Source organism: Streptomyces sp. NBC_01537 (assembly GCF_045040445.1).
Classification (GTDB): Bacteria; Actinomycetota; Actinomycetes; order Streptomycetales; family Streptomycetaceae; genus Actinacidiphila.
Genome location: NZ_CP109392.1, coordinates 7,181,622 through 7,195,063, shown reverse-complemented (window position 1 = coordinate 7,195,063; position 13,442 = coordinate 7,181,622). Strand labels below are relative to the sequence as shown.

Below are 13,442 nucleotides of genomic sequence, written 5' to 3'. Positions count from 1 at the left end.
GGGTTCCACGGCTCCGGCGTGCGGGTTCTGGTAGCAGGGATGGGTTGTCGCTGCTGGTCAGCCGGGGTTCGGGAGAGCCTGCAGTCGCTCGATCGCGTCGGTGATCACGTCGGTCCAAGGCCAGTGCGTCGCGAATTTCAGGTGCCGGCGGCGGGCTGTGGTGACGAGCTGGGCGGCGGCGGAGAACAGACGGATCCGCAGGCGGCGGGGCTCCCAGAGCCGGGCCCGGCCGGTCAGGGCGAGCATCGGCATCCAGGCGAGCAGGTCCAGGGCGATCTGGACGATCTCCAGCCAGATCTGGTTCTGCGCGGTGTCGCGGAGGGCAGGTTGCGCAGGCCGGTGGCGCGGGCGGCGCGGATGCGGTCCTCGGCGCGGGCCCGCTGACGGTGGCGGAGTTCAAGTTCGGCGATCTGGCCGGTGGTGTTGGTGGCGAAGCAGGTCAGCCGCAGTCCGTCGGCGTCCATGAAGCGCAACTGGGCGCCGGGGTGCGGGCGTTCTTTGCGCACGATCAGCCGCATTCCCTTCGGCCAGCCCTTGAGGCAGTCGCCGTCGAGTTCGGCGACCCAGGCGCCGTCGCGGATCTCTCCGTCGGGTTCGGTGGCCGCCGTCCAGGCCGAGGCGGGAACCTTCAGGACGGCGTGGTGGACATGCTCGGTGATGGTCATGCCGACCGAGTACGACAGCCACCGGCCACGCTGGGTCAGCCAGGCCACGAACTCGTGCGTGCCGCCGCCGGAATCGGTCCGGATCAGGGTCTGACGTCCGCGCCGGTACTTCTTCGGCAGCTGGGCCAGGGCGAGTTGGGCGGTGGTGATGTGGTCGACGGCGGTGTTGCTGCCCGCGTTGCCGGGCCGCAGCAGGCCCGCGACCGGCTCTCCACTGCCGCCTCGGCCGTGGTCGACGAAGGCCATCAGCGGGTGGTGTCCGAACGTCTTCTTCCAGGTCGCGGCGGCGTCCTGTTTCTCGGAGTGGGCCAGGACGAGCACCCCGTCGATGTCCACGATCACCTGTCCGCCGGCGTCCGGTGCCGTTTGCCCGGCCAACTTCCAGACGTGTTCGCGGACATGGGCCCGTGTGGTGCGGATCGCCGCCAGGGCCTTTGGCCCGGCCGAGGCGAGGGCATCGACGAGGCGGGAGACGGTGGGATCGGAGGCCACCGGACCGAATACGGCCGGCTCGGCCCGCAGGATGCCCACATCGGCCAGGCAGTCCCCGCCGAGCGCGACCGCCAGGGCCACATCCAGCAGGATCTTCCCCGGATCGTGCACCGCCCGCCGCTTTCGCCACGGTGCCAGAGCCGCCGATATCGCCTGGTCCAGCCCGGTCTTGCGGGCCGTTTCCACCAGCAGGACGCCTCCCGCCTGCGAGACCACCGCCCGGCCACCACCCTCGACGCGGACACGCGGGTAGGACCCGATACGCTTCTTCACCTGGGAAGTGCCTCCGGCGGTGGCAGGAACAAGGACCTCGACAATCCTCATTCTTGCTGGTCAGAGGTACTTTTCGTTTATCTGACCACCCGTCGGACACCAGGCTTCATGAAAGCCCGAGGCTAGTGCTCTGACCGCATGGGTTCACCGGGTTGGCGGTCGGTGACGTCCATTCCGACCGCTTGCTGGTGTGGTCGGAATCCTGTGCGGGGTGCGCAAGCTGACCGCCTGCACAACCGCAGCGGGTACCCGGTGCGCTCATGCGGTCACAGTGCTAAAGGTGGATGAGGATCCGTCGTAGGGGATGCCCGAGGCACGTCCATGATGGAGGCCAGTTCCTCATCGCTCAGCCATGCCCGGTTCGGATACAAGGCCTCGATCCTGAACTGCGCGAACCCACCGGCCAGTCGTACACCAGCTCGTAGAGCGACGTCTCAGCGTCACAACAGGGAACCGTCAGCATGAGCGTTGAGAAGCTTTCGCTGTTGCGCTCCGAGACCCACCACCACCATGGTGCGCACTCCGCACCGCAGTGCGGGCAGGAAATCTTCTCCAGGTTAGCGCCGCAGACGACTACCTCAACGCTGACAACCATAGAGGGGGTGATACTGCGCAGACGGCAACACCACGCAAAGGATCTCGCAGTTTCGACCGACGGGGGGGATGGCTCATGGTTCTCACCGCGCACCGCCGGATCTGCAAATACCACGGAAGGTCGCGCGCCACCACGCTTACTCTACGACTCGCGGTCAAACGCGGAAACCACTGCGACCTGCGCAGGGGCTGCCGTAAGGGTTCTTGTGCGGATTGAGGGTGGTAGACGGGGTAGTTCGATCGAAGACCTTGTGACAATAGGCGCACTGAACGCGGTAGCGGGGGCTTGTGGGAGTGCGCCTCGCCCGGGGACGCGCACGGAAGCCACTGCCGAAGGTCGTGCGGTCGGCGAACTCTCCAGCTTTGGCCAGTTCGACCTCGTAGCGGGGCTCGAACTTCTCCTCGGTGGCTTCCAGGCCATCGACCTTGTAGTTGAGCAGTGCTTTGATGCCGGGTCCGGAGCGGCCGCCGGTCAGGTCGTACACGTAAAGGTATTCCTGGGCCACACCGTCCTTGCGGCGTATGAAGCGCAGTGAGTACGGCTCTACCATCCGCGCAGTACCGCTGTACGTCAGGCGAAGCAGTGTGCGGTTGGCTCCGGCCTCCATGATGGGAGTGCGCAGCTCGGCAGGAAAGAAGGCAAGGTGTCCGCGCTCGCCGTAGCGGAAGGTGGAAAACAGTGAGCCGAGCTCGTCCTTGAACCGTGCGACTGCCGTAGGGAAGTCCAGCAAGCTATCCGCAACGCAGATGATCTTATTCTCCCAGAAGTGGCGCATCGCGTCGAACGGCACAGCCAACAGCAACGACAGGGCAGCCGTGGGGCTTGACTCGAAGATGGTCTTCTTCAAGAACGTGGCGACAACGGCCCGCTTGTCTACGTCGATCTCGTTGTTGACGAAGATGGAGTACACGAGGTCGAACAGGTCGAAGGATGACCTGCGCTGCAGCAGACACTTGAGCTTGTCCGCGAGGCCCTCCTCCAGACTGACCGCGAGGACGTCGGCCGCGCAGTCGTCTCGGTCGCTGTACGGATGGATGAGCCGACGGCGCTGCGGCGGCAGGTAGAGGCGGCCGAACTCCGTGACGTCCATGCGCAGGCTGATGGTCACGTTGCGGCGGGCACCGTAGAAGTCCGTGAAGTAGAGCTTGTACTTGTAGACAGTCTTCGTCTTGTCGATGGCCTGCTCGCCAACCTGGCGGTTCCCTGAGGTGTCGAATACGATGCCGGTCCGCGCCTGGATAAAGCGGCAGACGTCGTTCAGCCCAGCCATGAGCTGATCGGCGTTCACGGCCTCGGGCGCTATGAAGTCCAAGTCGTCGGAGTAGCGGGTCGCACCGAAATAGGCCTTGCGAAATGCGTTGCCACCCTTGAGTACAAGACGGTCGGCAAAGGGGCTATCGCCGTACAACCCGGCCAGCAACCAGCCGAAGACATAGTCTCGTTGGACATTGGAGACGTGGACGCCAAGCGTGGCTGCCATCTCGTCGATCTCTTCGCGGCTGATCACCCGACCATTGTCGCCGACAGCGGAGTTGGGCGTCATACCGTTTCCGATCTCTACCGGACGCTGGCACGCCGCGGCAGCGGCAGTCGGACGTGCGCCGGTCCTTGAGGCGGTCACATCCGGCCCGAGACGTTCTGGATTCCGCTTCGGATAACCGCTCCCGCGTGTGCTGCTTCGATCTCATCTGCTCACCGGGGTTCGTCGTGGGAGTCTTCGGCGAGGTGTCCGTGGTGGCGGTACACCATTTCGTCGGGATGGCGTGTCACCCGAGCCAGCCGCCACGCCGCGTCGTAGGACATGCGTCGGGGTTCTTGAGCACGTAACCGCAGGGCTAAGAGGCTGGTTGCCGGGTCGAGCAGCCAGCGCAAGGCAGTGAGCCTCATCGAACTGCAGCCGTCTCAGCGGCTGAATCGAACTCTGCCTCGCCGGCATCGCTTTCGGGCGAGCCAGTTACTGCTGACTCATCCGATGCTGGCCAGGGAGCATCGCCCCATCCCATCTGTTCCAGGACGGTGCGCGCGGTGGTGGCGAAACGTGCGTGCTGTCCCGGGTCGTTGCCGAGTTTCTCCCAGAAGTACAGGAGGGTTTGGGCCATGCGTTCGGCCTTGGACTGTATGTCGTCAGCCGCGCCGACCAGCGGAAGGATCTTTTCCTTGAAGACGTCCCAGTTGAGGGATTCCAGATCGTCCAGGTGGCGGTCGAGCCACCAGATGCGCGTGGCGTCCGGCTTGTCGAAGACCGCCTGCCTGAATCGTTCTCGGCGTTCGTGCTCCTGCGCGATCTGTAGCGTCACCTCGCGTAAGGCGTCTTGGTATCTCTGGGCTCGGTCCGCGTCTTGCTCGGTGAGCATCAGGGTGATGCGTGCCTTCAGCCAGAGGCCAGGGGTGTCTTCAGCGTTGTGCCAGCAAGCTGCGGCGAGCGTGAGGCGTTCCTGTGCGGTGTTGAGCTGTTCGGGCATGTGAAGCTGGGTGATGCCGCGGCCGAGTTCGTCCAGGGCAAGTCGTGCGGCGGCTCGGGCGGCGGCTGTGCCACCGGCCTTGACGTGGGCGTGTGCCCGGTAGGTGAGTGTGCCGCGGGCGCAGAATCGGATTCCGGGTAGACGTGTGGGCCACTGGGCCCGGATCCGACTGCGCCGACGGCTCCACAACGGGCCGGGTCCATCGATCGTCAAGAGGCCGATGCCTCCTTGGACGCCTGGTAGCGGTTGGCGGCCTGCACCAGGACCTCCCGCCAGAACGGGTGGATAGCCGATTGTTCGGTCACCATGAGCCGGTCGAGACTCGAGCGGAGGCTGGGTGGGGTGAAGATGTCGGCGAGTGCGTCCACTACGGCTTCCCGGCGGTCGGGGTCCTCTTGGAATCGCTCATGCCATCGCGACAGTTGCGTGACGACCGCCTCCACGGCGTCGTCGGTGGAAAGCAGCTTCTGCCATGCGTGGATGATGCGCAGCCGGGCCTCGGGGTCGTGTGTGTCGTCCAGGATCAGGTCTGTTCCCTCGTCGCTGGAGACGAGGGCTAGAAAGGCTCCCAGAGTCTGGCGGCGCAGGGTCTCGTCGTCGTGGCGGTTTTCAGCGTCGCTGAGCCATTGGTCGACGGCCTTGCGCACCGCTTCCGGCCGTCGCAGGGTGAGCTGCCGGAAGGCGTGGATAACGGTCGCGGATCCGAACTCCTTGTGGCCTGCCGCCTTGCCGAGCCGTGTCAGCGCGAGGGCTGGCTGATGGATTCCCCAGGTGCCGCCGCAGATCTCGATGACGAGTTCCACTTTGTTGTCCGAAGGGGTCTTGGCATCCATCCACTGGCGCAGGCGATCCCTGACATAGCGGCCGAACTCGGCATCCCCGGCTGCTTCAGTCAGGGTTTCCACGGCCAGGATCCGTCGAGGGCCTTTGAGGTCACTCGCCAGCCCGTCGAGGATGGCCCGGTCGTGGCGGTGCACCGCCAGCTTCAACAGCGCAGTGGTGACCAAGCGGGCGTCCTCTTCCGGGACGGTCCGGTCTGCGGCGATGCCGATGGCCCACCTGCGCAGAAGTTCGTGCTGGGTGGGGAACTCGTCCCACAGGTGACGCAGGATGGCTGCGGGCAAGCCTTCCTTCGTCGTGTCGTGGAACGCCCGGTCCCCGTTGCAGGCGATTTCCGCGGCGTCCAGTCGGCTCGATGTGGTGGCGTCGGTCAGGACGTTGGCGGGTTTGCGTTCGAGGCCGAGTCGGGTCAGGAGGTCATCGGCTGCCCTGATGACGGAGCTGCGCTGTCCTCCGTCCAGGAGGGCGCCGGCCCAGACCGTGACCCGGGTGGACAGCAGCTGCGAGTCGTTCCCCCTCGCCCGATCCTTGCTGAGCAGGTTCTCGACTTCCGTGTGCCAGTCGCCGAACTCATCGACGATCTCCTGGATCTGCTCGGCGCCGGATGTCTGGATGAGACGGTCGGCCAGGCGCCACGCCGCGCGGGCGGACGGGTTGGCCTTCCAGATGTCAGCAAACTCTTTCCCGTCCAACCAAGCCACACGTTCGCCACGATGGTGCGCCTGGAGTTCCGCCGCGACGAGGGCCCTCGCCTCAGGAGATTCCAGCCGGACAGTGAAAGGCAGCGTGGGTTCGGCCCAGTGGCCGTACCAGTCAGCGGGCGTGGCCAGGATGACGAGGAAGGAGTCTTTCTTGCGCAGTTCCTCCCCGTGGCGGGCCAGGTCGGTGCCCAGCCGTTCGCTGGGCTGCTCCGGGAGGTCGGAGAGATCGAGAATGTATCCGGTCGCTGCCTCTTTCGGCAGCGGGCGGACCGAGGGCTTGGACCATTCCGGGTCGAGATCGAAGATGGCCGGCGAACTGTTTCTGACCGTACGCAGCAGGCGTACGGCCGCCGTTCTCCGGCCGGTGCCCAGGGCTGCGCAGAGCACGAGGATTCCGTATTCGTCCAGCTGTTTAGCAGCGGCTGCCCACTGGTCCGTGTTGCGGGGCGGGACAAACCGGCCGTCCTGGCTTGCCTTGTAGGCGGCGTCGGTCTCGGTGATGGGGGTGGGGATGGCTTGATCGCCGTTGAGGTGCAGGTTGTAGGCCTGGATGCCTTGCTCGCCGTAGTGACTGAAGTTCACCGAGTCGGGGGGCCGCTGGCCGTTCGGCTCGCCCGCTGGCGGTAGAGGCGAGCCTGCGGGCCCGTGGGGCTCGGTGAGCTGCGTCGATGGTGAGGTGGGCTCCGTTCGGTCCTGTCCGGCTTGCTCGTGGTCGATCACTGCTGCCCCCGTCCAGCACCGAAGTGGTTGTAGGCCTGGATGCCGTGCTCGCCGTGGTGGTTGAAGCTCACCGCGCCGGGGGTCGAGGAGTCCGCCTGAGGTGATGTTCCGGGCGCAGGGGCCTTCGGATGCTCAGTGACCGTGTCCGTGGCGTCGACCGGTTCGAAGATGTCCGGGTCCGCGAGCCTCCAGTCAAACCCGGGGATGTGGATCCAGGCAGGCTGCTGGAATTTCTTCACCTTCGCCAGGTGCCGGGTGAACTGGCTCGGCAGTACGTCGCCGTTGACGCAGCCGCTTTCGAAGACGTCCTCGTACACACGCTGCGAGATGATCACCACGGTGTTGGTGATCTCCGGGTTCGCGCGGTTCAGCACGGCCCGCAGCGCGTCGTCGTCCAGGAGTCTGTGGGTGTGCACCATCGGCACGCCCAGTCCGCTGGTCGGCAGTGGGCCGACGTGAATGCTGACCCGCAGTTGCAGGGGCGGGCCTGCCGGGGTTTCGGCACGTCGGCGGGCGAGAGCTGCCCGAAGGGCATCGGGGAAACAGCCGACCAGTGCGGGCAGGACTTCCGGGTCCACACCGGCGACGTAGCCGTCGCCGCTGTGCTGGCCGAACATGCGCCGCTCCCAGTGAGCACTCACGTTGCTGGCGCTGAGTGCGTGCGCCAGCAACGGCGGGATATCGGCGTTCACCTGCTGCATACCCTTGCTGTCCAGCGCACTGAAGTTCCGGGCATCCACGGCCAGGACGGCCCGATAGGGCCACAACGGCTCCCATGACGGCAGCACGTGCCACTCCTCTCGTCGCGTGTGTTTCGCCGCGGATCACGGCGAACGCCACCCTCGTAGAGAGGCAGGGACGAAATAGTCCAGCGTTGGACGGTACGGGCGTGCGGTGAGTCACACCGCGGGTGGTGTCGTCCTTGCTGCCGATGCCGCCGGGACCTCATGGCAGGGCAGGGAGGGAGTGTCCGTTCTCGGCCAAAATGCCATAAGTGGGTTTTCCGCCTGGTTGTTCTGCCCAGACTTCAGCCCGGGGCCGGCGAGTGAACGCCTGGATGACAGCTAGGGGGATGGCTTGATGGCGGTTGAGCCGACGGAGACTGCCTGGCGGATTCAGGCAGCTGTTGCGGATTGGACAGCCAAGGCTGATTCGAAGGCGTCGTTTGCTCTGACGATGCAGTCGACGGCGTTGGCTGTTTTGGGTCTGCTGGCGAGTTCCAGGCGAGCGGCTGGTGATCTCGACGACACCGTGCCGCAGATGTTGTTGTGGATGGGTGTCCTCCTCATGGTGGGCGGCGTGAGCTGCGCGGCCTGGGCAATCTCGCCCAACCTCCGCAAGGAGCGGCGAGGGCCGGAGAGCGACGACGATTTCCTGTATTTTGGGCATGTTCGGCACTTGGACCCGGCGGTCCTGGAAGCAGCGCTTCGGGACAAGGACCCATTACCGTCGTTGTCCCGGCAGGTGGTGGTGATGAGCGAGATCGCCTGGAACAAACACCGCCGAGTGCAGTGGTCGCTGATGTTGGCTGTCGCAGGATGTGCCGCATTCGGCTTGGCAACCGTCGTCGGATGACACACCCGGAGGGCACCGCGATGAACTTCCGCCCCCTGGCATCCACCGACGTATGGCGTGACTTGATCGACCGCGGACGTCGACGGATCTACCCCTGCAAATCCGTGCTACTCGCCCAGGGCGAGTCGCCCGACTGCGTGATCGCACTGATCGATGGCCTGGTAAAGGTCGTGCAGAGCAGTGAGTGCGGAGACGAGCTGACTCTGATGCTGCGTGGACCGGGCGAAATCCTCGGGGAAATGGGCGCCTTACTCGGTCGTCCACGCTCAGCCACCGTCACAGCAGTGCACCGCTGCACCACAGTAGTGCTGCCTTCTCATGCCTTCCGGGGCTACGTGGAGCGTCATAGCCTGGGGACGGTCATCTACCAGCTGACCGTGGAACGATTGAACAGCCATGAACGCCTGCGAGCAGACCTACTGCACCTGCCCCCTGCAGGACGCGTGGCCCGAGTAGTGAGCCACATCGCGGACGAAGTCGGCCACCCCCAGGGACCGACCGGCCTGCTCGTGGAGTTGGGCATGGCCCGGACGGAGCTGGCCACCATGGCGTCCATGAGCCGATCGTCAGCACTTGCGGCTCTCAGCGAGCTTCAGTCGGCCGGCATCCTCGCACTCGGTCGTCGACGCCTGATCATCAAAGACGTGGCCAGCCTCAGGGCCGTCGCCCGGGGCGAACAGATCCCCAACGGCATCGGCTGCAAGAACGGCACACCCGCGATGTGACCCGCCGCACGCGCGTACCGTCCAAGGCTGGACTATGTCGTCCCTGCCTCTCTACGAGGGTGGCGTTCGCCGTGATACGCGGCGAAACACACGTCATTTGATGAGAGGAGCGGCACACCATGGAGCCCAACTCGCCGCCGACGGAGCCGGCTAAGCCGCACGAGCCCGCACAAGCGCGGCCTCAGCCGGAGGACGGCGAGCCGAACGGGCAGCCGCAAGCCAGCACGGTGAACTTCAGGCACTCCGGGGAGCAGGGCATCCAGGCTTACAACCTGCACCTGAGCTGCGACCGAGTCTTCCCGGTACCCTTCACCGACACCAGTCCTGCCCTTCCAGCAAGCGAGGACGGCAGGTTCCACCCGCCGCGAAGCAGAGCTCAGGCAATCCCGTGTCTCCCCAGAGAACTGCGTCATCTGCTTGGGCGCGAGGCCGAGATCGCCGAAGGCTGCAGGCTGCTGGGAGAGCCGGTTGGTGACGGCATGTCGGCGGTCGTGGTGACCGGGCCGCCAGGCATCGGCAAGAGCGCCCTCGCCCTGCGGTTGTCGAAGCTCGCCGCAGACGCCTACCCGGACGGACAGTTCCACATCGATCTCGCCCTGTCTACCAGCGAGGGGAACTCCGCCGATCTGGTGCTGGGGCTCCTGCACACGCTGCATTCCGGAGGTGACCCGCTTCCTGAAAGACGTGCACAGCAACTGGCGCTGCTGCGCAGGACGCTGTCCCACCGCAGAGTGCTGCTGCTCGTTGACGACGTCGCCTCGGAAGAAGCGCTCCTCGAAGTCCTACGCATGGAGGGGCCCTTCGCCCTCGTGTGCACGAGTCGCGCAAAGCTCAGCGGGCTCACCGGCCTGGTTCGCCTCATCGAACTCGAACCGTTACCCGCGCAGCACAGCGAAGAACTGGTACGAGACGTTGCTGGCCCCAACCGACTTACTGACGCGCAAGTGTCCTCCCTGGCCGAAGCGTGTGCCGGACATCCGCTCGCCCTGCATATCGCAGCCGCTCACTTGGCACGCCGCTCCAAGATCAGTGTCGACCGCTACCTCAACGACATCACCAGCCCTGATCGCGGGGTGCGGGCCCTCAAGGCCGGTCAGACCACCCTGGAACCCGTACTCGAACGAAGCTTCGACGCCCTCGGTCCTGAACAAGCGGCCCTGTTCACCACGCTCGGCGCCCTGCCCCACATGTCACTCACCACGGACGTCATAGCTGCCGCCGCAGCCGCCTCATTGGAGGAACTCGATGACGACCGCATCGACGCGGTGACGGACCTGTTGGACTCGCTGTTCGAACTCAGCCTCATCGAGCAGATAGACGAGGATCGGTTTGTCCTGCATGAGATCCTGCATCGCTTTGCCCGCCTCAAGTCAGCCTCCACCTCAACGGAGCGCCGCGAAGCCATTATCCGCCAGACATGCCTCATGCTGGCCGTCCGGGCACGGTCCTCGACCGAGTCGATCGGTTTCATGGACAAGGAAGCAACGGTTCCTGCGCAGGGCAATGCGGACGCCCTGCGCACTCTGAACGCGGACCGCCCAGGAGCCGTTGCCATCACCGAAATGGCCCGGCAGCACGAGGTGTGGGAACCGCTGGTTCTCCTCGCTTCGGAGCTCACGGCCTTTCTGTGGCACGGGAGCCACTGGACCGATCTGGAACGCGTCTACCAGTGCGTGTTCGAAGCTGGCACCCGCGCCAGCAAGCCCGATTGGACGGCGACAGCTCAGCACAACCTGGCCACGGCTGCCAGCCATCTCGGAGACAGCCAGCGTGCCACCGACCTGTTGCAGCACAGTGCCAAGACAGCGCACGAGGCCAGCAATCCGCACCAGATGTTCCTGGCGCAGCTGGCACTGGGCACACTGCTCATCAACCTCGGACGCGCCCGGGACGCCATCCCGTTCCTGCGCCGTGGACTACCGTTCTGGCGAATCATCGACGATCGCCATGCTCTGGCCACTGCCCTGGGCAATCTCGGCCAGGCGCACATGGCCATCGGCCAGCTACGCCGGGCCGAACAGTACCTCCGCAACAGCAAGAACTTGTCCCAGGCGGGAAGCCCTGCCGACTTGTCCAACCGCGGGGCGATCGCTGCGCTGCTACGCCGCACGGGCCGGATGGCTGAGGCTGCCCAGGAGGCCTACCAGGACATCGAGCGCGCACGTGCCGTCGGCAGCCGGGAATGGGAAGCCAAGGCACTGACGGAACTCGCGGAAACACCTGTCGAGGAGCACCCGGACTCGGCGCCCGTCCAGCCTCTGGAGGCCGCGCTTGCCATCTACCGGGACACAGGCGACGTTCAAGGCCAGGTGCGGTCGCTGTTCCGGCTCGGTGATCGGGCGGCAGACCGGGCAGACATCCAGCAGGCTGCCGACTACTTCCGGGACTGCGCCAACCTGGCGTACCAGATCGGCGACTACGAGCACGCCGCGCGTTCACTTGGCTACCTAGCTACCTACCACGGAGGCATCGGCCAGCTCGACGAAGCAGAGGCGTACTTCGCGGACGCTCTGGACATGGCTCGACAGATTGGGAACCCCGGCGTACTGGCCGAGACGCTACAGAAGAGGGCCCAATACGTCTGGCATCTGGGTTATACCGGCCAAGCGGTCAGCCTTCTGACCGAGGCTGCCCGCCATCTGGAGACCACTGAAGAGAAACGCGCCCTGGCCCAGATCAGGGCAGCCCTGGGGGAAGCCCTGATCGTCTCGGGGCGATGGCAGGAGGGTGCCGAAACCCTGGAATCCGTCGTTTCCGTGATGTCTGACCACGCCTCCCCCGCCACCAAGGCCCGAGCCTTCCGTGCGCAGGCCGTCCTCTACTCACGCCGGGGCCTGCACTCGGAAGCCATGTCCACCATCACCAAGGCGCTCGACCAGTGCGAGCGTGCCGGCGACACCTCGGGGGTCCTGCAGTGCCGGATGGCTCTGGGCAACGTGCACGCCCGGAACGGGGAATGGACTGAAGCACTCGACCAATACGACAAAGCCGCCGAGCTTGCCGGAGAGAAGCGGGACCTTCACGTGGCTCTCACCGCCCGCAGCCAGGCCGCGGTGTGCCGACTCCGCAGCGGCGAGGATGAGCAGGCGGCCGCCGCGATGGCCAAGCTCATCCCACTGGCCGAGCAGTTGGGGATGCGATCCGCTCAGGCTGCCCTTCATTCCAACATGGGTGTCCACCACGCCAGCTCCGGTGACTACGAAAACGCAGCCACGGAATTCCGTACGGCCTTGTCCCTCAGCGAACAACTCGACGATAAACCGACGCGCGCCACATGTCTGCTCAACCTGGCTCGCGCCTGCCACAAGCTCGGCGACATCGACAGCTCCCGCACGAATGCCCACCAAGCCTTCGCTCTCCATCACGACCTCGGCGATTGGTCAAAGGCAAGCGAGGCACTGCTCCACCTGGGCGTGCTGCACCAGGAGACAACACTGGACGCCGGCGTGCCCACCTTCACGGAGCTGCTGGGTGAGGGGCAGCGAATCGACGACCGCGTCATAGAAGCCCTCCGAACCCGCGTCTACCGATCTGCCCAGGACTCCGTCGTCAGAGCAGAACCCCAGGGCGGTGCCGCGAACGCTCTCGTCAGCATGAGAAAGATCAATGCCTCCGACGTCGTACTGGAGGCACTGGCCGGGGTCGACCTCAAGCCACTCATCATCCGCCTCGGAAATTCGCGACAGACCTGTGCAGCCTGCAATCTCTTGATCGACGAGACCGGAGAAGCCGAACTTCTCTTCCTGCACCACCCACAGATGGTCCACGTCCTACTGCGGCTGGCACACCCTCACTGCGTCCTCTCCAGGGTGATCCAACTGAACGGACCCGTGCTTAAACAGCCGGGAGAGAGCGCCGAAGTCGAGTGCATCCTGTTCGGACAGGACAGAGCAGGGATCATCGCAGACTGCTATGGCGGATGGGCCTCACTCAACGGTGGCGCGGTCGAAGACCTCGTCCTCAAGAGCTACCTCGATGCGGGCTTCGCCAACCTGCAGAGCATGCTCACGCCGGAGGACGGTCGGCCGCTCGACTTCCGTGACATCCCAGCCGTCGACGGTGGCGGTGTCGCCGCACGTCTCGAAGACAACAGGCTCTCGATCACCGGCCCCCACGGCCCGCTCCTGCCCCCCATGCCACTCAACTTCTACCCCCATTGGTACGGGAAGGCGCTGGAGGGGTCGTTGATCGTCGTGCTGGGCAGGAATTTGCAGGGAATGACGGCCGACGATCCCTCCTACCTCCTACGTGCCATGGCCTTGGGCCAAGCGGCAGGCGCCACTGTGCCCCTGACCGTCGTACGGCCCGGCAGAAACAGCCCCTGCCCGTGCATGATGCGCACTGGGCGCAAGTTCAAGCACTGCTGCGGGAGGGGCCGCCGCTAGCCTCCCCGA

Annotated in this window: 7 protein-coding genes and 1 pseudogene; 3 read left to right on the top strand and 5 right to left on the bottom strand. The window is 65.4% G+C overall.

Features of this window, described 5'->3' with window-relative positions; all coding sequences use genetic code 11:
- Positions 1-57: 57 nt before the first annotated feature.
- The 5 genes and pseudogenes from OG607_RS33090 to OG607_RS33070 all read right to left on the bottom strand — a co-directional run bounded on the left by OG607_RS33090 (position 58) and on the right by OG607_RS33070 (position 7,536).
- A pseudogene (locus OG607_RS33090) lies at positions 58-1,430 on the bottom strand (IS1380 family transposase).
- Between the two features lie 749 nt (positions 1,431-2,179).
- On the bottom strand, positions 2,180-3,568 hold the full coding sequence (locus tag OG607_RS33085) for a nucleotidyl transferase AbiEii/AbiGii toxin family protein (RefSeq protein ID WP_405731214.1): 1,389 nt from the start codon (positions 3,566-3,568) through the stop codon (positions 2,180-2,182).
- 340 nt (positions 3,569-3,908) lie between these two features.
- Entirely contained in the window at positions 3,909-4,487 is a 579-nt protein-coding gene (locus OG607_RS33080) for a hypothetical protein (protein ID WP_405731213.1), read from the bottom strand.
- A 209-nt stretch (positions 4,488-4,696) separates the two neighbouring features.
- Complete coding sequence (locus OG607_RS33075; protein WP_405731211.1) at positions 4,697-6,748, bottom strand: hypothetical protein; 2,052 nt, start codon at positions 6,746-6,748, stop codon at positions 4,697-4,699.
- A complete protein-coding gene (locus OG607_RS33070; protein ID WP_405731209.1) occupies positions 6,745-7,536 on the bottom strand; it encodes a hypothetical protein in 792 nt (263 codons plus the stop codon). Before OG607_RS33070 ends, OG607_RS33075 begins: the two co-directional genes overlap by 4 nt.
- A gap of 292 nt (positions 7,537-7,828) precedes the next feature.
- Here OG607_RS33070 and OG607_RS33065 point away from each other — a divergent pair, with 292 nt between their 5' ends.
- The 3 genes from OG607_RS33065 (at position 7,829) to OG607_RS33055 (ending at position 13,433) form a co-directional block, all read left to right on the top strand.
- Positions 7,829-8,323 (top strand): Pycsar system effector family protein, encoded by a 495-nt coding sequence (locus tag OG607_RS33065; protein WP_405731208.1) that lies wholly within the window; start codon positions 7,829-7,831, stop codon positions 8,321-8,323.
- 20 nt (positions 8,324-8,343) lie between these two features.
- Positions 8,344-9,048: a Crp/Fnr family transcriptional regulator gene (locus OG607_RS33060; protein ID WP_405731207.1), complete on the top strand. Its 705-nt coding sequence runs from the start codon at positions 8,344-8,346 to the stop codon at positions 9,046-9,048.
- A 119-nt stretch (positions 9,049-9,167) separates the two neighbouring features.
- The gene (locus tag OG607_RS33055) at positions 9,168-13,433 is read left to right on the top strand and encodes a tetratricopeptide repeat protein (RefSeq protein ID WP_405731205.1); all 4,266 of its coding nucleotides are present in this window, start codon (positions 9,168-9,170) and stop codon (positions 13,431-13,433) included.
- Positions 13,434-13,442: the final 9 nt, after the last annotated feature.

Excerpts from the sequence above, each read along its gene's own strand:
- OG607_RS33085 (WP_405731214.1), bottom strand. The coding sequence starts at position 3,568 with ATGACGCCCAACTCCGCTGTCGGCGACAATGGTCGGGTGATCAGCCGC.
- OG607_RS33080 (WP_405731213.1), bottom strand. The coding sequence starts at position 4,487 with ATGCCCGAACAGCTCAACACCGCACAGGAACGCCTCACGCTCGCCGCA.
- OG607_RS33055 (WP_405731205.1), top strand. The coding sequence starts at position 9,168 with ATGGAGCCCAACTCGCCGCCGACGGAGCCGGCTAAGCCGCACGAGCCC.
- OG607_RS33060 (WP_405731207.1), top strand. The coding sequence starts at position 8,344 with ATGAACTTCCGCCCCCTGGCATCCACCGACGTATGGCGTGACTTGATC.
- OG607_RS33065 (WP_405731208.1), top strand. The coding sequence starts at position 7,829 with ATGGCGGTTGAGCCGACGGAGACTGCCTGGCGGATTCAGGCAGCTGTT.